The organism is Paenibacillus sp. J22R67, from assembly GCF_059692175.1.
The window spans coordinates 91865-113353 of sequence record NZ_JCAUAX010000007.1 but is presented as its reverse complement, the minus strand read 5'-3'; the positions used below and the strand labels follow the sequence as shown (position 1 = coordinate 113353).

Below are 21489 nucleotides of genomic sequence, written 5' to 3'. Positions count from 1 at the left end.
TCATTCATTATGCCCTAATTATACCCCTGTCACAACCGACGTAAGCTTACGTTTTGCGACAAATGTATGACAAAAGAACCATCCGCGTCTAGATGTGGCAGCCGTCCAATTTCCTCGGGAAACTGCTCAGATGCGCCTTCTAGGGTGAATGGTTCTGACTTTTAAAATTAGCTGTTTTTCAAATAGCGGGCAATATCTTTGGCAAAGTACGTCAGGATAATGTCAGCACCAGCGCGCTTGAAGCTTAGCATGGTTTCCATAACAATCGCCTCTTCATTAACCCATCCTTGTAAGGCAGCGGCTTTAATCATGGAGTATTCGGCACTCACATTATAAGCCACGACCGGCAGGTCGAAATTATCTTTGAGCATACGGATGACGTCCATGTAAGCAAGAGCCGGCTTAACCATTAAGAAATCTGCTCCTTCTACAACATCGCTTTCCGCTTCGCGCAGTGCTTCTCTTCCATTGGCAGGATCCATCTGATACGTCTTACGATCGCCGAATTGCGGCGTGGAATGCGCAGCATCCCGGAATGGGCCGTAATAAGCGGATGCATATTTCACTGAGTACGCCATGATTGGCGTGTTCTCGTAGCCTGCTTCATCTAGACCAGAACGAATAGCATGAACATAACCATCCATCATATTCGATGGGGCGATAATATCCGCGCCAGCTTTCGCTTGGGAAACTGCTGTTTTCACTAAAAGCTCAAGAGATGCATCATTCGCTACGTCAGCTGCGCCTGTAATTGGGTGATGATGAATGACACCGCAGTGGCCTGTATCCGTAAACTGGCACAGACAAGTATCCGCAATAATGAGTAAGTTCGGGCTCAATTCTTTGATAAAACGAGCAGCTTGCTGCACGATACCTTCGTCCATGTAAGCAGATGTACCTTTTGCATCCTTGTAATCCGGGACTCCGAATAGGAGAATGGCTTGGATACCAAGCGATGTAATTTCATCAATTTCAGCTTTTAGCATGTCTAGCGACAGATGATAAACACCAGGCATGGAAGCAATCTCGGACTTGACGTTGGTGCCATGGGTTACAAAAATAGGCTGAACCAAGTCATTAACTGTCACTTGATTTTCACGAACTAAATTACGAATAGCTGCATTACCGCGTAAGCGGCGATTACGAACAATGGGGAAACTCATGAGGATTCCGCCTCCTTATTTAATGCCATTATTTAGGTTGAATCATACTTTGAACAAGTGAAGTAACAGTGGCCTCTTCGGCCATATACGTAATCGGCAGCCCATATTGACGTACCGTTTCTGCCGTTTTGGGTCCGATACAAGCAATTTCAACACCTTGCAGCAGGGATAAAGGTTCTTCAATTCCGAGCTGCCTCAAGGCTTCAATCAAATTCGTAACCGTGGATGAGCTCGTAAAAGTAATAATATGAATGCTATGATTTTGAAGCAAATGAATGACTTCGTCCCCGTCGTCTGTGGTGAGCACATTCTCGTACACATCAACTTCGGTAACTTGCAAACCAAGCTCCCGCAGCTTAGCGGGTAAATAATCACGAGCCAAATCAGCTGTTGGCAAAAGGACCTTCTGGCCCGCTATCAGATCGCCTTGAATGGCTTCCAGCATGCCTTCACCTTGATATTTGCTCGGGAGTACATCGGCGATAATACCTCGCTCAGCAAGCGCCTCAGCCGTCTTGGGGCCAACTGCAGCAATTCGGGCATTACCCATTCTGCGAACATCAATTCCTCGCTGGCGCAAACGGTTGAAGAAAAACTCGACTCCATTCACACTAGTCAATAAAATCCAATCGAAAGTAGGCAGTTTATCTAATGCTTCATCCAAAGCTTGCTGGGCTTCCGGCCGACTTGGCGGCTGCAACCGGATAACAGGGAACTCGACAGCTTCTCCGCCAAAGTCATCGATCAGATCGACCAGCTCACTCGCTTGGCTTCTAGCGCGGGTCACCAAAATTCGGCGGCCAAACAGCGGCTTCTTCTCGACCCAAGCCAGCTTCTCGCGCAGCTTTACAACCTCACCGACAATAATGACAGCCGGTGATTTGAATTCGGCTTCTCTCACCTTCTCTGTGATGTCGGAGAGCGTTCCTGTGATGGTTGCCTGGTCTGCCCAAGTCCCCCACCTAACCAAGGCTACAGGCGTTTCCGGGGATTTGCCGCAGCGTATTAATTCGCGGCTGATTTGTTCGATATTGGCAACACCCATTAAGAAGACCATCGTGCCGATTGCTTTGGCCAGATGCTCCCAGTCTAGACCGGAATACGTTTTATTGGGATACTCGTGACCTGTAATAATCGCGAAAGACGACGTGAAATTACGATGTGTTACCGGAATTCCCGCATAAGCCGGAACGGCAATCGATGACGTAATGCCCGGAATGATGTCGAAAGTCACATCGTGCTCTGCGAGCAGTTCCGCTTCCTCGCCTACACGTCCGAAGACACTGGGATCGCCGCCCTTTAGACGCGTTACGATTTTGCCTTGCAAAGCCAAATCTACGAGTAAATGATTGATTTCTTCTTGCTTTAAAATATGTTTGTCCGGAAGCTTACCGACAAAGATCAACTCAGCCTCCGGTCTGCGATGCTTTAGTAAACGAGGATTCGCCAGACGATCATAGACAATGACATCTGCTTTCTGTATAGCTTCCAAACCACGAACTGAGATCAGCTTTGGGTCACCAGGACCTGCGCCGACGAGATAAACTCTTCCCTTGTTCAAGTGGCTCACTCCCTTACCTCAGCTAGGATACGTTCAGCACCTTGTTCAATGAGCTTGTTGGCAATAAGCTCGCCAAGCGCTTCCGGATCACGCCCGGAAGCCGTTTCCTTCAGCATGGTCACGCCATCCGGCGTTCCGACCATGCCTGTCAGTGTAAGCAGCAGCGCATCAGATCCGCTGCCTTCTTCGCTTACGCTCGCATAAGCGCCGAGCGGCACTTGGCAGCCTCCGTTGAGTCTGCCAAGGAAAGCCCGCTCTGCTCGCACCGCGAGCGCAGTAGGCTCATGCTGGAACTTGCCCAGCAGGTCCAGCATGAAGGCATCGCCGCCCCGGCACTCGATGCAGAGCGCCCCCTGCCCTACGGCAGGGAGGCACTCTTCGGGCGGCAAGTACGCGCTGATGCGATCCTGCCAGCCGATCCGGTGCAAACCGGCTGCGGCCAACATGATCGCATCAAAGTTCTCTTCATCGAGCTTGCGCAGCCTCGAATCAATGTTTCCGCGGACCGACTCGATGCGGAGGTCCGGGCGGAGATGCTGCAGCTGGCTGGCACGGCGCAGCGAGCTGGTACCCACAAGCGCGCCCTGCGGCAGCTCTTGGAGGGAGCCATATCCGCGTGTGATGAGCGCATCGCGCGGGTCCTCACGCTTCGGTATCGCTCCAACTACGAGCCCTTCAGGAAGTTCGAAGGGCATATCCTTCATGCTGTGGACGGCCATGTCGATATCGCCGTCCACCAGTGCTTGCTCGATCTCCTTGACGAACAACCCTTTGCCGCCTACCTTGGATAAGGTTACGTCTAGAATACGGTCGCCCTTCGTCACAATTTTCTTAATTTCAAATTGGCAGTCAATCCCGTGCTCCGCAGCTAGCTGCTTTAAGAATTCTACCGCTTGCCCCGTTTGTGTTAAGGCTAATGCGCTTTGTCTGGTACCTACTGTAATGGTTCTCATCTCTACCCGCCTCCTAAACTCGCTGTCCGAAATCTGTAATCGCTGACCATGAAGGCCGGTCTGTTTCCACTTGACCTGCTAGTCCTGTCCGCCAAGGTCCTCTCTCTATAGCCAAGTAAAGCTTGTCCTTCCAACTATCGAACGAACCATCGCGTATCTTGTCCAGCACATCCCAATCCAGCATTTCTTTGAACATCCGCTGTCTAGCTTGTTTATCTGTTATTTTACTTTGCACGAGATGACGCACTTCACTAAGGAAATCTAGATAAATAGCGTATTCCTCACCATAATTGTTATCAATCTCCCGAGCGATTTTACGCGCTGCAGAAGGACTTGCCCCCCCGGTTGATACAGCAATAACCAATTTCCCTCTTCTTACAACAGAAGGCTGTATATAGGAGCTAAGTTCTGGTTGATCAACCACGTTGACTAATTTTCCCTGAGCGGTTGCGAACTCATAGACCTGTGCGTTAACCTCAGCGCTATTCGTTGCTGCTACAACCAGGGTGAAAGGTATTAATTCGTCCACCGTCATCATAGACGGATGAAACGTCTGCCTGTGCAGGACTACTTCCGAGTTATTCGCTAATTCAGCTATTCCCTCTGTGAATTCCATGCTGATGAGTGTCACGCGAGCTCCCGCTTCGAGCAGCGAGAACACCTTACGCTCAGCGACTGGCCCGCCGCCAATGACCAAACATTGTCTGCCCGCGAGATTCACCATAATCGGATAAGGATACTTCATGTTCGTTAGCTCCATATTAGCTCCATATCCAGTCATGAAAACCCGAGAAGAAGTTGGAAACAACAAAGTTAAGCACGACAATGAAAAAAGCTGCAAGGTTCCAAGCCGCTAATTTGTAGCCGGATATCCGCATCGACTTCTGTTGAAATAAATAGAACGCATAGGCGGCCAATACAAAAAACGAATTGATAACCTTCGGATCATAAAGCAAATTGTGATTCCCCTCTAGGACAACCCAGACCACGCCGAGACTTAACGCCATTAGAAGCAAAGGAGCCCCAATAATGACGGAAAAATACGTATAATGCTCGATCTTCTCAAGCGAGGGCAATCGCATAACCGTTTGGGAAAACTTCTTAGCCTTTAACATATTGTGTAAAAACACATACATACAAGAGAAGATAGCTGCAATGGAAAATGCCGCGTAACTGCCAATCGCCAGGGTAATATGTATAAATAATAGCTCATCGTTGATGTCCCAACCGGCTTTAATTGGCATTACGTGCGGGTTTCCAAATATGTTTAAAGCGAGAATGGCAAAACCAAGAACGTTCACAAAAAACACGAACAATTCGATTCGGAAAAATCGGTTGACCAGCAAGGAAATCGTCACAATCAACCATGAAAACATAAACAAGACGTCTGACCGGGCAAAGGCCCATTCTGTCAAATGGCCATATAAGTTAATGCCTAAGTATGCGGTCTGCAGAACCCATACAAATAAAAGGAGCCCCGTCCCCATCCGTTTCGCGCTTCGGTTCGCATTCGCAAAGTCCGAAAAGTAAAACAATAGGCTCAGGGCATACATATAAATCATCGCATCAAACAACCAGCTACGAGTTACCATGGCACCTCTCCTAGGCGATTAGCGCCTTTATTCTCAAGATTTTGCCAGAATATCCGCGGTTTGTAAGCCGCGTACGGACAGTTTATCTTCCAGAAGCTGTTTCGCTTCCTGTGCTTTCTGTCCAGCTTCTAGCTCTTGTGCTAACTGATTGGCTTGCTCTTGTTGTTCTAATGTCTCTTCTAGGGCAAATAATTTCGTGAAGAGGTCGAGCGCTTCTTCCCCATGGCGTTCTCCCGCCATTTCCTTAATGCGTAGAATCGGGTCGCGCAACACTTGGTTCACGATACTTTTGGTTAATTTACGGATCACTTTTATTTCACGTTCATCGAGATCAGGCAGCTTATTCAGCATGCTTTCCATCGTCTCTTCATGAATCTGACTCGCTTTAGCTTGGAGAGCGTTAATAACAGGACTTACGCCAAGTGTCTTTGTCCATTGTTCAAACACACCGATTTCCGATTCAATCATCGTCTCAATCTTAGCGGCTTCTCGCTTTCTCTCCTGCAAATGCTTATCCACGATATGCTCTAGATCATCGATATCATAAAGGAACACATTCGGCAGTTCGCTAATTTGCGGATCCAAATCACGAGGCACGGCAATATCCATCATGAACAGCGGACGCGATTTTCTTTTTTGAACATAAGACTGAATATCATTTTTGGTCAGGACATAGCCCGGAGCACCTGTCGAGCTGATAATAATATCCACCTCTGGCAAATACGAAGCCATTTTGTCCATGGTGCATGGAATGCCGTTGAATTTATCAGCTAATTCCGCTGCGCGCTCAAACGTGCGGTTAACAACGATAACTTTGTTAGCCCCGTTCGCATACAAATGCTTAACTGTTAGCTCACTCATCTTCCCAGCACCGATGATCATAACTGTCTTATTATTATATGTACCAAAAATTCGCTTACCGAGTTCCACAGCCGCATAGGAAACAGAAACCGGATTATTGCTAATGCCCGTTTCGGAATGCGCCTTTTTGGCAAGTGTGACGGACTGCTTAAACAGCGTGTTGAAATAAGAACCCGTCGCTTTCATTTTTTGAGACGATAAAAAAGCTTCCTTAACCTGTCCTAGAATTTGGGTTTCCCCTATCACCATAGAATCCAAACCGCTTGTTACACGGAATAGATGCTCAATCGCCTTCTCATTTTCATGCATATATAAATGTTTCTGAAACTGAGCCTTGGGAACTTGGAACCACCGCTCAATAAAATGTGTTAAATAATGATTGCACATCTGTGGTCGATCCACAACGGCGTAAATTTCCGTGCGATTGCAGGTGGCGACAATTACACACTCTAAGATGCTTTTTGTTTCTTTCAATTCAGCCAATGCGATCGGCAAATCTTGTTCAGAAAAAGCAAATTTCTCGCGAATTTCAACTGGAGCTGTTCGATAATTTAGACCAACTGTTACAATATGCAAATGTACCACCTGCCTTTCTTTCATTTTCTATGAACATTATAGCACAGCAAACTATTCAATCCGACAAAATATTTGAATAAATTATGAATGCTTCGCTATGCTCGTTAGTTTTAACAGCATTCGGCTCGCCTATACCTGAATTGGCAAGAAGCCCTTTTATTGAAGCAGTTTTTTGCGAAGAAAAGCCGTTAAATTGCTATCAAGCTCTGCCAGTTTCGTGTTCTGGGAAGAAACAATGTCCCCATTGGATGCCATGATTTTCTCATATACCTCATACATACTTTTATATTGCAGCCCAGCTTCCTTCAGGGTTTGAAGTTCATCGGGTTTTAGTGCCCGCTCGCCGCCGATTTGAAGACGCTGCAGGTACTGGGATAACTGCATCATACTGGACATTGGAGTGAGATAATCCGATCCTCCTGCCGCCAGTACAAGACGTTCATGTGTATAGCCTGCGGAATATAAAGCTTGCTGGCTGCCGTCCAGCTCATCTGTCGTTTTGCTTTGCGCGGCTTCTTCTAGGTAGCTCATTAGTAGTTCCATTTGGAATAACGAAACTTGATACAGCAGATGGGATGCATCGTGTTCTTCTTTATGATGGCCAAGCATTTGAGACAGCTGATAGATGGGCCAGATTATGAGAAAAAGAACAAGACTGTACAGGATTGCTTTTCTGGTTATTTTTCGTCTCACTGTGTAAATCCCCGCTTCCCTTATTGGACATGTACCGCATGTGTCGCAATAACATTGTATGGGAACAAGGACAAACAAATAACCACGGATTTCTCCGTGGTCATCGTTATTGTTATGTGCAGAACCCTACTTCACAAGCTCTGCTAGCTTAATTTCAGGAGTTTCTACTTGCAATTCACCCATTCCACGAATTAACTTCTTCGCATGGAATGTTTCTGGTTTCAATACGGATACCATAAAATCAATTGCTAATTGAGGGTCCACTGTCTCACCGCATGTATAACAGTCAAGCGCGGCAAAACCTCTCTCAGGATAAGTGTGAATGGAGAGATGACTCTCGGACAACATAACAAGTACAGTTGCTCCTTGTGGTTCAAATTGCTTGGATTGTACAGATAGTACGGTTGCTCCGCATACCTCGGCAGCTTCTACCATCTGAGCTTGCAGCCAATCTGCATTGTTCAGAAGTTCGAAATCTACCCCCCAAGTATCTACAGCAACGTGTCTTCCGAAAGTTGAGTATTCTGTTTCCATCTTTCGGTTCCCCCTTCCTAGGAATAAAATGTCTGAAAAAAATTTCATCCGCTAGGACCTACGTCATTCACTTCCCGAGGGTATTATCTCTCGCAACATTCAATGTCCTGAGTGAATCCTGGTTCCTATATTGTTTCAACGAGAATAAAAATAACATCTATCGACGAGAATTGCAATAGTTTTTTTTGCCAAAGGCCTTCTCATCCAAGCAAGCAATAACTAATCTATGTAGAAGGCGATTAACTTGTTCATTCTACTCAAAAAGTCGTAATTTAGACACAAAAAAGACCCTTGCGGGTCTTCCATTTGCATGTATATGTGGTTGTTAAGCCTCCAGAATAAACAAACGATGTGTGAGCTCATTGAGGCGAGTGTCGATCTGCTGATGTTCTCCTTGATCCTGCACCATGTTGCGCAAGTCCAGAAGATGATTAATTTGGTCGTAGATCATTTCGATCTCTTGTTCGACTTCTCTCTTTTGGAACATTTCCTGCATGAGGCCAATAGTATCTCTGAACTCATAAATGACCGTTATTAATTGCCCTTTAACTTCCTCGATCTTCACAACAGTGCCGCGCTCGTAGTAGTAAACCATTGTATAGCTAGAGTAAATTCGGTTTACCGTTGCGCTTCCTTTGAACTCTGATACAGCTTTTCGCATTAAATTAGCCAGTAAAGTATTACTTAATCTGCAGGATCCTGTACATTCATATAGGCCCGATTTCTTCTCAAATGAAAGGACGATTTCTTGACCTGCACCATCTTGAAAAACAACCTCTTGATTGCCATTTTCCAAAACCTTCACTTGCAAAGTCACTTGATGGTCCACGAACATTTGAAAAAATCTGAACATCTCGGCTTCTGTTAACTGGAGGCAGGTCTTGACATATTCAGTCGCTAACCTTTGTGCCATAAAAATCCCTCGATTCTTTGTTTTCAAGCAATGAACAATTACCTTGTTTATTATTATACTACAAGCGGCATTAATATTCCTGCGTGCATTTCATGATAATCCGCCAAATATTCTGAAAAAACCAAGGAATTACGGAATGCCAGTAAATTTTCCCTAGGAAACCTCACTTTCCCGTGTACTTCTTCTTGATTTCCTCTCTCTTATGCCATCTTGCTCTTAAATACACAAAAAACCGCCCTTTGAATCAGGACGGCTCTCTTTCGCTTGTTGCTTCATTTGTTTCACTTGTATCAGGCAGGGTTTCAGCTGCATCTGCTTCCGGTTCTCCATAGGCCATAGCTTGCTCCAGGATCCCCCACAGCTCGTCCTTCCCAAGCCCAAGCTCGGAAGAGAACATCAATGGCTGCACACCCTTATCCATCCCTAGTGTTTCTCGCACGATTTTAAGATGTTTGGCCCATTGGCTTTTTGGAATCTTATCAGCCTTCGTTGCAACCACGAGAACAGGCACATCATTATGTCTTAGCCACTCGTACATCGCTTGGTCATCCTTGGATGGCGGATGTCTTAAATCCACCAGTTGCATAACGAGGCGCAACGTTTCACGGTTCATTAAGTAACTCTCAATGAATTTTCCCCATTGCTCCCGTTTTGTTTTGGATACTTTCGCGTAGCCATAACCGGGAAGATCTACAAAATATAAGTCCTGATTCACTTTATAATAGTTCAGTGTTTGGGTTTTACCCGGTTGGGAGCTGGTTCTAGCCAAATTCTTGCGGGAGATCAAACAGTTAATGAGTGAGGATTTCCCGACATTAGAACGCCCTGCCAGAGCAATCTCCGGCAAGGCATCCTCTGGATATTGGCTAGGTCCAACCGCACTGATAACAAACTCAGCTTGATTGACTTTCAAGAATGTTCAACTACTTTCTATGGTTATCCGACGTGAGCTGGCGGCCTATTCTTCACAAGTGCATGTTCGAGCACTTGATCCATATGGCTGACCGGTATAAAGGTCATCTCATCGCGGACACTTTCTGGAATTTCGACGATATCTTTCTCATTGTCCTGAGGCAGCAGGATGGTACGAATACCAGCACGATGTGCAGCGAGCGCCTTTTCTTTCAGTCCTCCGATTGGCAGTACGCGGCCGCGAAGCGTGATCTCGCCTGTCATCGCTACCGAACGGGAAACCGGGATATTCGTCAAAGCCGAAATCAAGGCCGTTGCCATCGTTATTCCAGCGGAAGGACCGTCTTTTGGTATCGCACCTTCTGGAATGTGGATATGGATGTCATTCTTCTCGTGGAAATCAGGAGCAATCCCCAGCACATCAGCACGTGTTCGAGTGTAGCTGAACGCTGCTTGTGCAGATTCCTTCATGACATCACCGAGCTTACCTGTTAGTGTCAGCTTGCCTGTGCCTTGCATCACTGTCACTTCAATGACCAGCGTATCTCCACCGACTTCCGTCCAGGCAAGCCCTGTGACCGCCCCGATCTGATCCTTCTCCTCCGCTACATTGTACCGGAACTTAATAGGACCCAGGTAGTCCTTCAAGTTCTCTTCCGTTACATGCACCGGTGTGGATGGGTCGGAAACGATTTTTTTGGCCGCTTTTCGATTCATACCAGCAACTTGCTGCTCTAAATTACGAACGCCGGCTTCTCGTGTGTAATCACGCACGATTTTCATCAAAGCGGAGTCATCAACTACGAGCTGCTCTTCCTCTAAACCATGATCTCGCTTTTGCTTAGGCAGCAAATATTTCTTGGCTATCTGCATTTTCTCAATTTCCGTATAGCCAGGGATGTAAAGAACCTCCATCCGATCTAGCAAAGGACGCGGAATATTGTGAACGGCATTAGCTGTTGTGACGAACATGACATTGGACAAGTCAAACGGAACTTCAATGAAATGATCACTAAAAGTGCTATTTTGCTCGGGATCCAGAACTTCCAGCAGAGCCGACGCGGGATCGCCGCGGAAATCCATGGCCATTTTATCGATTTCGTCTAACAAGAAAACGGGATTATTGGCTCCGGCATTTTTCATCCCTTGGATGATCCTGCCAGGCATAGCGCCGACATACGTGCGGCGATGGCCGCGGATCTCAGCCTCATCCCTCACACCGCCGAGCGAGATGCGGATAAACTGTCTGCCCATGGATCTTGCGATCGAACGGGCGATGGACGTTTTACCGACCCCTGGCGGACCTACAAGACAAAGAATAGGACCTTTCAGCTTCTTAACCAGCTTCTGTACCGCTAAGTACTCCAGCACGCGTTCCTTCGGTTTCTCAAGTCCGAAATGATCTTCGTTGAGGATGTCTTCAGCGATGTTCAAATCAAGATCATCCTCGGTCGATTTGGACCAAGGCAGTCCAAGCAGCCAATCGATGTAGTTGCGAATGACACCACCCTCAGCAGAAGTTGCCGGCATTTTCTCCAGACGATCGATTTCTTTCTCGACCTTCTCACGCACCTTGTCAGGCAGCTCAGCTTCCGCTAGCTGACTCCGCAGCTCATCAACTTCACCTGCACGGCCTTCCTTATCGCCAAGCTCCTTCTGGATCGCTTTCATCTGCTCGCGAAGATAATATTCCTTCTGCGTCTTTTCCATCTGCTTTTTGACACGTTGGCTGATCTTGCGCTCCAGCTCAAGAACTTCTCGCTCATTATTGAGAATGTTAAGCATTTTCTCGAGCCGTTCACGTACATCAACGGTCTCCAAAATATCCTGCTTATCTTTGATTTTGAGCGACAAATGACTACAAATGACATCAGCTAAACGTCCAGGCTCATCGATATCCGATACAGCCGCGAGCGTCTCCGGTGTCACCTTTTTGGACAAATTGATATAATGCTCGAATTGATTCAGGACGGTACGCATCAGCGCATCAATCTCTGGATCCGTTATTTCTTGCTCAGGCAGCTCTCTCGCCGTAACTTCATAGTATTCATCATTCACGAGGTACTCTACAATCTCAGCACGCAACACGCCTTCTACTAAAACACGAATGGTTCCATTCGGCAGTTTCAGCATTTGCCGCACCTTAGCAATCGTCCCGATGCGATAAATATCTTCTTTGGAAGGCTCTTCGATGTTGATCTCAGATTGAGAGCAGAGGAGTATCATGCTGTCATCCACCATTGCCCGCTCTAATGCTTTAACCGACTTTTCCCGCCCTACATCTAGATGTAGAACCATGCTCGGATAAACCAGCAGTCCCCTTAGAGGCAATAGCGGCAATCTGCGCACCTTGATTTTTCCGGGTCCCATCCTCTGCACCTCCATATATAGGGAGCTTTGAGTCTTGCTCAAAGTCTCTCATTATTGTATTCATCCGTTGCCCTTTACATTTTATCAAAACTGCACAGAAAACACCAATTGACATCTAACGCAGCATGTAAGGTAATCGCAACTTGGAATTAGGAATCAATCGTATGCTGTGAATTCGCATGCAGAATCGGCAAAGTCGTTGAAGCAATTGTTCTTTCTGCGGCAAAGGGCAAAGGAATAACATTGTCATGAAGCTCAATCCCCAGGGAGACGCTCAATACTTCCTCAATAGACTCCGCGGCAACTACTTCTACACCAGGTAAATCGGCGAACATCTCCTGCCAATTTTCTTTTGGGATGATGACTTTAGTCGCTCCAGCTTGGAACGCTGCTTCAACTTTCGCGACTACGCCGCCTACTGGTTTGACTTTCCCATGTATGCTCATTTCACCCGTCATGGCCAGTTTGTTATCGACTGGAATCCTATGTATCGCAGACGCGATAGCTGTTGCCATTGAAATGCCAGCAGAAGGTCCATCGATCGGCACACCACCAGGAAAATTAATATGCAGATCATAATCGGATGTGTTAAATCCGAGCTTGCGAAGCACTGTCAGCACATTTTCCACCGAGCCGCGAGCCATACTTTTTCGACGAATCGTCCGTGATCCTCCTCCCATTTCTTCTTCATCCACAACACCTGTGATGTTGAATTTCCCTGTACCTGCGACAGCAATCGGAATGGCCGATACTTCAATTTCAAGTAGGGTGCCCAAATTAGGGCCATAAACGGCTAACCCATTAACAAATCCAATTTGCGGTTGGGCAGGGACTTTTCGTTCAGGTCTGGGAGGAATTTGTGATGAATTTACAACCCATTCTATGTCGGAGGCCGTAATTTCATCTCTTTTATCCGATAAAGCGATACCAGCAGCAAGTTGAATAACATTCACGGCTTCCCTACCATTCGTTGCATATCTCATGACAACCGCAACGGCAGCTTCGCATTTTTTAAAACCAATCTTATCCAAAGCCTTACGAGCAATCTCTCCCACTTCTTCGGGTAAAAGAGGGCGGAAAAAGATTTCTAAGCACCGTGAGCGAATAGCTGGTGGAATCTCGCTTGGCGTACGGGTTGTAGCCCCTACCAAACGGAAATCCGCAGGAAGGCCATTCTGAAATATATCATGAATATAGCCTGGAATATTCGTATCCTCGGAGCTGTAATACGCACTCTCAAGAAATACTTTACGATCTTCCAGCACTTTTAATAATTTGTTCATTTGCGTTGGGTGCAATTCACCGATTTCATCGATGAACAGAATGCCCCCATGCGCCTTGGTCACAGCGCCTGGCTTCGGCTGAGGAATCCCCGCAACTCCCATTGCGCCTGCACCTTGATAAATGGGATCGTGAACAGAACCGATCAGCGGATCGGCAATCCCTCTCTCATCGAAACGAGCTGTTGTTGCATCGATCTCCGTGAACTTGGAATCTGGGCGGAAAGGAGATTCTTGATTTTTCTTAGCTTCCTCCAGTACGACGCGGGCAGCAGCGGTTTTTCCGACACCCGGAGGGCCATAAATTAGAACATGTTGAGGATTAGCGCCACACAGAGCAGCCTTCAGAGCTTTCAAGCCTTCAACCTGACCTACAATATCCTGCATGGAGGAAGGTCTCGTTTTCTCCGATAACGGCTTTGTCAGTGAAATGGATCTAAGCTTTCTGAGCTTCTCCAATTCTTTTCTGGATTCTCTATCGACAGCAGAACGATTCGTCTGTTGGTTGCGCAGTAAATTCCAGAAATACAGCCCGATAACAACCGCAAAAAACACTTGAATTACCATTAAAATAATACTTAGACTCATTTGTCATACCTCCTTAGAGTTTTGCCTTTTGCAAAACGGCATCCGTAAGTTCATCTTTGCTTTGGCAAAACGTTCGTAACGTTCGTAAACCTTAGCGATAACTTCCATTATTCCCGTGTAAAAGAAGGTTAATCCAATCCATGCAAACTTTTGAATGACGTATGTAAGCTCCCTTAATGAAGAAGGATAAGAGATGACCTTTCATGCAAAAGGATGTGGCATTTTGAAGCGCTTATTGACAATCGTCCTACTTTTTCTTTGCCTTCTTGCAGCAGCCGGCTCTGATGCCTATGCTTTTGCAGGAAACCCCCTGCTCCCTTATGCCGATATTATTATTGATGTAGGACATGGCGGCGTTGACTCTGGAGCTAAACACGGCAAATACCAAGAAAAAGATATGAACTTAGAAATCTCTAAGAAAACGTACAAGCTACTTCAGAAAAAAGGCTACCGTGTCATTATCAATCGAACCGATGATTATGCCTTAAGCCAAGATAATAAATGGTCCTTTGGAGGAAGACATCGCAAAGATTTGGCACAGAGATCCGGAATAGCCAACACGATTAAGCCGAAGTTGATGCTAAGCATGCATATTAACTGGTCGGGCAAGCCAGATCGACGAGGACCACTTGTTTTTCACCAAAATCGATCCGAAAGTATCCTGCTTGCCAATCTGCTGCAAACCTCACTTAATCGTGTGTATGGCTCAGAGGAACTCCCTATTCTCGGAAAAAAATATTATGTGCTCAGGAATACCAAATGCCCATCTGTTATCGTGGAGTTCGGCTTTATTTCCAATAAATCCGACCGCAAGCTGCTGAATAACGCTCACCATCAAGCCAAACTCGCAGATGCCGTGGCCCGTGCTGTGGATCAATACTTTGGGATGGTGCATCCCCCTACTTCACATTAAGGTTCACCGTTTGCGAAAGTGGAACAAAGTTTGCTTCTCTTTGAATCGTTGGAATAGCTTCTTTGATGACTTGGGCTGTTTTCTTGCCAGGCGGGCCTACATGTCCAATTGCAATGACAAGATCTCTGTCTTTCACAAACTTCTTAAACTTAACCATCTGCTTACTAATGTGGCTGTAGGTATAGAGGTCATCAAAAAAGAGCTGATTTTCCGAAAATGGGACACCCTTTTGGCCCGCCAATTTCCCGATCAAGCTATGCGGCGTCGTACGGCTGTCCAGGAGTATAAGATTCTTCTCTTTGCAGATATCAACGAGAATAGTCATGACTCTCTCATCGGCTGTCGCTTTAGAGCCCATATGATTATTGATGCCTATCGCATAAGGGACATCCTCGATCGCGGCCACGATTCGCTTATGAATCTCCTCGCTCGATAAGTCCGTTGTAATGGCTCCCGGGCCAAGCCAACTCTTCTTACCACGCACAGGCTCCATAGGCAGGTGTAAAATAACCTCGTGGCCTTTGTCATGGGCCAGTTGAGCGTCCTGCTTAGTTGAAGGCAGAAAAGGCATCACAGCCACTGTGAAAGGGATAGGTAAATTCAACATTTCTGTTGTGCCGTCCATATTGTTGCCGAAGTCATCAATGACAATGGCTACCTTCTTCGTCTTTGACTCGACAACAGGCTGATTGGGAATCAGACTGTCAGCAGCGCCAGAATGTACGGGCAGTAGGAGCAGCGAAATCCCCATCGTAACCGTGAGGGAAATTTGACGCGTTGCGGAGCTCTTTTTTAACAAAATCATGGTCATTCTCCTTCATCCATAGTAAAACTTACACGATTTGAGCAAGCTTTCCAGTTCTCTCATTATGCTTCTCTTGAGCCGCAAATATGCGTGCGCTGAATAACAAAAAGCCGCTAAGATACCCTGATGGGGTTCCTAACGGCTTTGCTATGTTAAAGGAAAATTAGTGCTTACGACCAGGAATAACGCCTGTTTCTTCATAGGCTTTGACAATGATATCAATTTCTTTTTTCAGCTCATTGAGAAGCTCAGCTTCCGGCACTTTACGGATCATTTCTCCGTAGCGGAACAGCATGCCTTCACCACGAGCACCCGCAATACCAATATCCGCCTCACGAGCCTCTCCAGGTCCGTTAACCGCACAACCTAAGACAGACACTTTGATTGGCACCTTGATCTTGGCAATGTAGTCCTCCACCTCATTAGCGATTGAGAACAGGTCAATGTCAAGGCGCCCACAAGTTGGGCAGGATACGAGCGTTGCTGCGTTCGTAATTAACCCGAACGTTTTGAGAAGTTCACGCGCAACCTTAATCTCTTCAACTGGATCCGCGCTAAGCGAAATACGAAGCGTGTTCCCGATTCCCTTGTTGAGAAGAGTTCCAATACCCGCGGCACTTTTCACTGCGCCCGTAAAGAGCGTTCCCGCTTCGGTAATCCCAAGATGAAGAGGGTAGTTAAATGCTTTCGCAGCTTGTGAATAGGCGGCAATCGCCATCGGTACATCAGAAGCTTTGAGGGAGACGATAATATCATGAAAATCTAATTCTTCTAGAATGTTGATATGAAATAAGGCACTTTCCACCATAGCTTCCGGCGTCGGGTAACCATATTTCTCAAGAAGATGGTTCTCAAGCGAACCTGCATTAACACCGATTCGAATAGGAATCCCGCGTTCTTTACAAGCCTTAACAACCGCTACTACCTTCTCGCGGCGGCCGATATTGCCTGGATTAATCCGCACTTTATCGATCCCATTCTCAATCGCAGCAAGCGCTAGACGATGGTCAAAATGGATATCGGAAACTAGCGGAATATGGATCTGTTTCTTAATTTCTTTAATCGCTTCAGCAGCTTCCTTGTTGTTCACGGTTACGCGAACCAATTGACAGCCCGCTTCTTCCAGACGAAGAATTTCAGCAACGGTGGCTTTTACATCGGCTGTTTTCGTCGTACACATGCTTTGCATGATGACTTCATTGCTGCCGCCGATCGTCAAATCGCCTACTCGAACCGGCCGCGTGTCTTTTCTATGGAACATTATGGTTTCTCTCCCCATGACACCAAACATCCTCCGCTCCAATTTCCTGCATAAGGAAACCGGATTGGAGGCTGTGTGTTCGTTAATGAAATTATGGGTTACGCACTTTCTTCTTTTTTCTTGCCTGCCGCTTGTGAGCCGTCTTTCGTTGTCAGCACAGGCGTGATCTTGTTCTGTACAGTCTCCTTGGAGACAACACAAGTGGAAACATCGGTTCTTGATGGGACTTCAAACATCACGTCAAGCATAATGCTTTCAATGATTGCTCTCAGACCACGCGCGCCGGTATTCCGTTTGATCGCCTCTTTCGCAATGGCGTCAAGCGCCTCTGCGTCGAATTCGAGTGAAACGTTATCCATCTCGAGCATCTTCTGGTATTGTTTCACAAGCGCATTTTTCGGCTCGGAAAGAATACGAACTAGCGCTGCTTCATCCAGCGGCTCTAGAGTAGAGATGACCGGCAGACGGCCTACGAATTCCGGAATCAATCCGAATCTAAGCAGATCTTCTGGAAGTACCATGGACAGGTACTCACCTGGTTTCAAATCTACTTTAGCTCCGTCTGTGCTGAAGCCAATTACTTTTTTACCGATTCTGCGTTTGATAATTTGCTCTAGACCATCGAAAGCCCCGCCGCAAATAAACAGAATGTTGGTTGTGTCGATTTGAATAAACTCTTGATGCGGGTGTTTACGTCCGCCTTGCGGAGGAACCGATGCAACCGTACCTTCAAGAATTTTGAGCAAAGCTTGCTGAACGCCTTCACCAGAAACGTCTCTTGTAATCGACGGGTTCTCGGATTTGCGTGCTACTTTATCGATCTCATCGATGTAGATAATGCCGCGTTCTGCTTTTTCCACATCGTAATCTGCAGCTTGAATAAGTTTGAGCAAAATGTTCTCAACGTCTTCACCTACATAACCCGCTTCAGTCAATGAAGTTGCATCCGCGATTGCGAATGGAACATTCAGGATTTTGGCAAGCGTTTGGGCAAGAAGTGTTTTACCGCTTCCTGTTGGTCCTAGAAGAACGATATTACTCTTTTGAAGTTCAACATCTTCTAGTTTGTTTTGCGAATTGATACGCTTGTAGTGGTTATACACCGCTACGGCAAGCGATTTCTTCGCTTGTTCCTGCCCGATGACGTACTGGTCCAAAATGTTGCGGATTTCCTTTGGTTTCGGAACATCCTTCAGATCCAGTTCTTCCTCGTGACCTAGTTCTTCTTCCACAATCTCCGTGCAAAGCTCTATACATTCATCACAAATGTAAACTCCCGGACCTGCAACAAGTTTGCGAACTTGGTCTTGGGATTTTCCACAAAAGGAACATTTGAGTTGGCCTTTTTCATCGTTAAATTTAAACATGGGATCACTCCTTTATTTCAAGTCGTTTCGAGTGATAACCTCGTCGATTAACCCGTATGCCTTCGCTTCATCAGCGCTCATAAAGTTATCCCGGTCGGTGTCTCTTTCGATCTTTTCAAGCGGCTGTCCCGTACGATCCACATAAATCTGGTTGAGTTTTTGTTTCGTTTTGATAATCCAATCCGCGTGAATCTTAATATCGGTCGCTTGACCTCTTACACCGCCGAGCGGTTGGTGAATCATAACTTCTGCATTCGGCAGCGCGTATCGCTTGCCTTTGGCGCCTGCTGTTAACAGCAAAGACCCCATGCTTGCGGCCATACCTACACAAATCGTAGATACATCCGGTTTAATAAATTGCATGGTATCGAAGATACCCATTCCAGCTGTTACAGATCCACCTGGTGAGTTGATATATAAGTGGATATCCTTTTCGGGATCCTGAGCAGATAAAAAAAGCAGCTGGGCAATGACCAAATTAGCCACATCATCATCAATGGCAGTCCCGATGAAGATAATGCGGTCCTTAAGTAGACGCGAGTAGATGTCGTAAGAGCGTTCCCCACGTGCCTCTTGTTCAACAACCATAGGAATAAGACTCATTGTACCAACTCCTTTTGTGGCCAAAGCCATGTTCTCCAAATTGGGATTCAGTAACAGTTTAACATGTTTGAGCAGCAAAGTCATTTTTTCAGAAGACTGCTATGTATTCAATGAAATTCTTATGTTTTTAGGCAGTTTGTGGCAAAAATAGGGTAAAAGAAAGGCACGTTGCTTACGTACGTGCCTTTACTTACCTTATTTATACTGCTGCGGAAACATGCTTGCTATTTTCAAGCAAGAAGTCAACCGTTTTTCTAATCACAAGATCATTGCTCAGACCATCTAGACTGCCGTTAGAAGCAAACAGCTCACGAAGTTCTGCCGTTGTTTTTTGGTAGGATGGTGCATATTTCTCAAGTTCCGCGTCAACTTCTTCGTCGGATACTGTGATGTTTTCTGCAGCTGCAATGGCTTCAAGAACAAGGTTGTTACGAACACGCTTTTCAGCATCTTCTCTCATCTGATCTTTCAGCACGCTCTCGTTTTGACCGGAGAACTGGAAGTAAATCTCAAGCGTCATGCCTTGGGAGCGAAGACGTCTTTCGAATTCTTTCACCATTACATCAAGTTCTGCTTCTACCATGGATGCTGGGATTTCAACATCTGCGTTAGCAGCAGCCTTATCAACAACAGCTGTTTCCAGAGCAGCTTCTGAATCTTTTGTTTTGCTCTCTTGAAGACGCTTTTTCAATTCTTCTTTGTACTCTACAAGCGTATCGTACTCGCTCACGTCTTTAGCAAACTCATCATCAAGTTCTGGCAAGTTTTTGCGTTTAATGTCGTGAATTTTCACTTTAAACACAGCCGCTTTGCCTTTCAGATCTTCGGAGTGGTAGTTCTCAGGGAAAGAAACGTTAACTTCTTTCTCTTCACCTTTACCAAGTCCTACAAGCTGCTCTTCGAACCCTGGAATGAAGGAGTTGGAGCCAAGCTCAAGGGAGTACTTCTCTGCTTTTCCACCTTCGAATGCTTCGCCATCAACGAAACCTTCGAAATCAAGAACAACTACATCGCCGTTAGCTGCTTGTCCTTCTTCAAGAACAACCAGTTCAGCGTGACGTTGTTGCAGACGGGAAAGCTCGCTGTCTAGTTCTTCGTCCGTTACATTAGCATCTACAGCTTCAACTTCGATGCCTTTGTAATCGCCAAGCGTTACTTCTGGTTTAACAGTAACCTTCGCTTTGAATTTCAGAACTTGTCCTTTGCCGAATTGCTCTACGTCTACTTCTGGACGATCAACAGGCTCGATTTTAACCTCTTCAATCGCTTGTACGTAAACTTCTGGCAAAATGATGTCTAGTGCATCTTGGTATAAGCTTTCTACACCAAATTTAGCTTCAAAGATTGAACGTGGCACTTTCCCTTTACGGAATCCTGGAACATTTACTTTCGCGGATACTTTTTTGAAAGCTTTATCCAATGCATCTGCGACGCGCTCTGCGCCAACTTCCACTTCAAGAACGCCTACGTTCTTCTCTATTTTTTCCCAACTTGCTTTCATTTTATGCTTTCCCCTTCCAAAAATGTACGATGACATATTTTCACGTTACGCTCATTATAACCATTCTATTATAACATATAACAAATTCATTTCAAGGCGGCCTTTCGCCCTTAAAAAGGATCGGGGTTAAACTGCTTCACAAACGCTTGCAGCACCAGATGTGCCCGCTTCCATTGCAGCGTCATCGACCCTACAATCCCGTAGTTATCTAGCAATTCCTCTCGATTAACGGTACCGAATAAACGCTCTTGCAAAATGGCGTGCAAAGCGGATGCCCATACGTCAACGGCGCCTTCTTCCACTTTCAGCAAATCTGTATAGATGGAGGTCCCATAGGCATAGGCCAAAAATTCCTGCCAAGTTTGCTTGGCAAAATAGACAAAATCCGGTTGGCTTATTTCACTAATATCCCCGACTCTGCGAATCATATCACGAATTTGGGATGGAAAATCCTCCGGGCATAGCGGCGTCTCCTCGATCTGGACGGCGATCATTTTCCCGTTTTTCGGATACTCAATGAATCCCTGCTCCCCCATTTGCTTAAGCGCTTGCAGTGCCTTGAACTGAATATGCGGATGCCGCGGCTTCTCACTAAGCCATTCCTTGATAGATGTGCTTACACCTGGTTGATCGATAAAGCCCAATTGTTCCAAACTACTTACTTGCTGCTCTAAGGTGCCTTCTTTAAGTAAGTCCAGCAGCTTCAAAGCATACGCGCCATCATCTGACGACTTTTCGTTTATGTACTGCCTTAATAAATCTTCTTCTCCCTCTAGATCCTCTTCCGATGGACTTGGCATAGGGAATAATTCTTCTGGAAACATGGTTTGCAGCCAAATCCGCAGTGCTTCCCACTGCTCGATCTTATCCGATTGGGCTGCTGGAAATTGAAGCAGGAAAGTTAGCAGTTGAAGAGCATCACTATACTGTTCGTTTCGCAGAAACCGGGTAAGTTCCTCTTCGTAATATTGCTCTGTTTTCGGAAAAAGAATAACATTGTTCATCGACAGCTCGGTTATGTGGATCACCTCAGAAATCTTGGT

At 46.1% G+C, this 21489-nt stretch carries 19 protein-coding genes; 1 reads left to right on the top strand and 18 read right to left on the bottom strand.

Translation table 11 applies throughout. The features are described from left to right. Window positions 1–167: 167 nt before the first annotated feature. The 12 genes from hemB to lonB form a co-directional block, all read right to left on the bottom strand. Entirely contained in the window at window positions 168–1163 is a 996-nt protein-coding gene (gene hemB / locus AC58VC_RS24705; RefSeq protein WP_497372327.1) for a porphobilinogen synthase, read from the bottom strand. A 28-nt stretch (window positions 1164–1191) separates the two neighbouring features. Next, on the bottom strand, window positions 1192–2724 hold the full coding sequence (gene cobA, locus AC58VC_RS24700; protein ID WP_497372325.1) for a uroporphyrinogen-III C-methyltransferase: 1533 nt from the start codon (window positions 2722–2724) through the stop codon (window positions 1192–1194). A gap of 5 nt (window positions 2725–2729) precedes the next feature. Continuing rightward, window positions 2730–3677 (bottom strand): hydroxymethylbilane synthase, encoded by a 948-nt coding sequence (gene hemC, locus AC58VC_RS24695; RefSeq protein ID WP_497372323.1) that lies wholly within the window; start codon window positions 3675–3677, stop codon window positions 2730–2732. Between the two features lie 13 nt (window positions 3678–3690). Next, a complete protein-coding gene (locus tag AC58VC_RS24690; RefSeq protein ID WP_497372321.1) occupies window positions 3691–4422 on the bottom strand; it encodes a precorrin-2 dehydrogenase/sirohydrochlorin ferrochelatase family protein in 732 nt (243 codons plus the stop codon). A gap of 16 nt (window positions 4423–4438) precedes the next feature. Continuing rightward, window positions 4439–5269, bottom strand: coding sequence for a cytochrome C assembly family protein (locus tag AC58VC_RS24685; RefSeq protein ID WP_497372319.1), 831 nt, complete (start codon window positions 5267–5269; stop codon window positions 4439–4441). Window positions 5270–5302: 33 nt separating this feature from the next. Beyond that, a complete protein-coding gene (hemA, locus tag AC58VC_RS24680) occupies window positions 5303–6706 on the bottom strand; it encodes a glutamyl-tRNA reductase (RefSeq protein WP_497372761.1) in 1404 nt (467 codons plus the stop codon). Window positions 6707–6862: 156 nt separating this feature from the next. Continuing rightward, a complete protein-coding gene (locus AC58VC_RS24675) occupies window positions 6863–7399 on the bottom strand; it encodes an S-adenosylmethionine decarboxylase (protein WP_161410244.1) in 537 nt (178 codons plus the stop codon). A gap of 126 nt (window positions 7400–7525) precedes the next feature. Then, window positions 7526–7933 carry an adenosylmethionine decarboxylase gene (speD, locus tag AC58VC_RS24670; protein ID WP_161410245.1) on the bottom strand — a complete coding sequence of 136 codons (408 nt, stop codon included), beginning with the start codon at window positions 7931–7933 and terminating at the stop codon, window positions 7526–7528. Between the two features lie 325 nt (window positions 7934–8258). Beyond that, a complete protein-coding gene (locus AC58VC_RS24665) occupies window positions 8259–8846 on the bottom strand; it encodes a non-ribosomal peptide synthetase module (protein ID WP_127455281.1) in 588 nt (195 codons plus the stop codon). Between the two features lie 244 nt (window positions 8847–9090). Beyond that, window positions 9091–9759, bottom strand: coding sequence for a ribosome biogenesis GTP-binding protein YihA/YsxC (yihA, locus tag AC58VC_RS24660; RefSeq protein ID WP_497372316.1), 669 nt, complete (start codon window positions 9757–9759; stop codon window positions 9091–9093). A 23-nt stretch (window positions 9760–9782) separates the two neighbouring features. Next, window positions 9783–12128 carry an endopeptidase La gene (gene lon, locus AC58VC_RS24655; protein ID WP_497372314.1) on the bottom strand — a complete coding sequence of 782 codons (2346 nt, stop codon included), beginning with the start codon at window positions 12126–12128 and terminating at the stop codon, window positions 9783–9785. A gap of 149 nt (window positions 12129–12277) precedes the next feature. Further along, window positions 12278–13996: an ATP-dependent protease LonB gene (gene lonB, locus AC58VC_RS24650; RefSeq protein WP_497372312.1), complete on the bottom strand. Its 1719-nt coding sequence runs from the start codon at window positions 13994–13996 to the stop codon at window positions 12278–12280. A gap of 223 nt (window positions 13997–14219) precedes the next feature. On the opposite strand from lonB, the gene AC58VC_RS24645 reads away from it, so the two are divergent. After that, on the top strand, window positions 14220–14909 hold the full coding sequence (locus AC58VC_RS24645) for an N-acetylmuramoyl-L-alanine amidase family protein (protein WP_497372310.1): 690 nt from the start codon (window positions 14220–14222) through the stop codon (window positions 14907–14909). Here AC58VC_RS24645 and AC58VC_RS24640 read toward each other — a convergent pair. The 6 genes from AC58VC_RS24640 to AC58VC_RS24615 all read right to left on the bottom strand — a co-directional run bounded on the left by AC58VC_RS24640 (window position 14896) and on the right by AC58VC_RS24615 (window position 21450). Beyond that, window positions 14896–15714 carry a divergent polysaccharide deacetylase family protein gene (locus AC58VC_RS24640; protein ID WP_497372308.1) on the bottom strand — a complete coding sequence of 273 codons (819 nt, stop codon included), beginning with the start codon at window positions 15712–15714 and terminating at the stop codon, window positions 14896–14898. The two genes, AC58VC_RS24645 and AC58VC_RS24640, sit on opposite strands and share 14 nt — an antisense overlap. Window positions 15715–15877: 163 nt before the next feature. After that, the gene (ispG, locus tag AC58VC_RS24635; protein ID WP_497372306.1) at window positions 15878–16975 is read right to left on the bottom strand and encodes a flavodoxin-dependent (E)-4-hydroxy-3-methylbut-2-enyl-diphosphate synthase; all 1098 of its coding nucleotides are present in this window, start codon (window positions 16973–16975) and stop codon (window positions 15878–15880) included. Window positions 16976–17073: 98 nt separating this feature from the next. Continuing rightward, on the bottom strand, window positions 17074–18342 hold the full coding sequence (gene clpX, locus AC58VC_RS24630; protein ID WP_497372304.1) for an ATP-dependent protease ATP-binding subunit ClpX: 1269 nt from the start codon (window positions 18340–18342) through the stop codon (window positions 17074–17076). A gap of 12 nt (window positions 18343–18354) precedes the next feature. Next, window positions 18355–18945 (bottom strand): ATP-dependent Clp endopeptidase proteolytic subunit ClpP, encoded by a 591-nt coding sequence (clpP, locus tag AC58VC_RS24625; protein WP_145661597.1) that lies wholly within the window; start codon window positions 18943–18945, stop codon window positions 18355–18357. Window positions 18946–19144: 199 nt separating this feature from the next. Then, on the bottom strand, window positions 19145–20446 hold the full coding sequence (gene tig / locus AC58VC_RS24620; RefSeq protein WP_497372301.1) for a trigger factor: 1302 nt from the start codon (window positions 20444–20446) through the stop codon (window positions 19145–19147). Window positions 20447–20556: 110 nt separating this feature from the next. Continuing rightward, window positions 20557–21450, bottom strand: coding sequence for a hypothetical protein (locus tag AC58VC_RS24615; RefSeq protein ID WP_497372299.1), 894 nt, complete (start codon window positions 21448–21450; stop codon window positions 20557–20559). Window positions 21451–21489 lie beyond the last annotated feature (39 nt).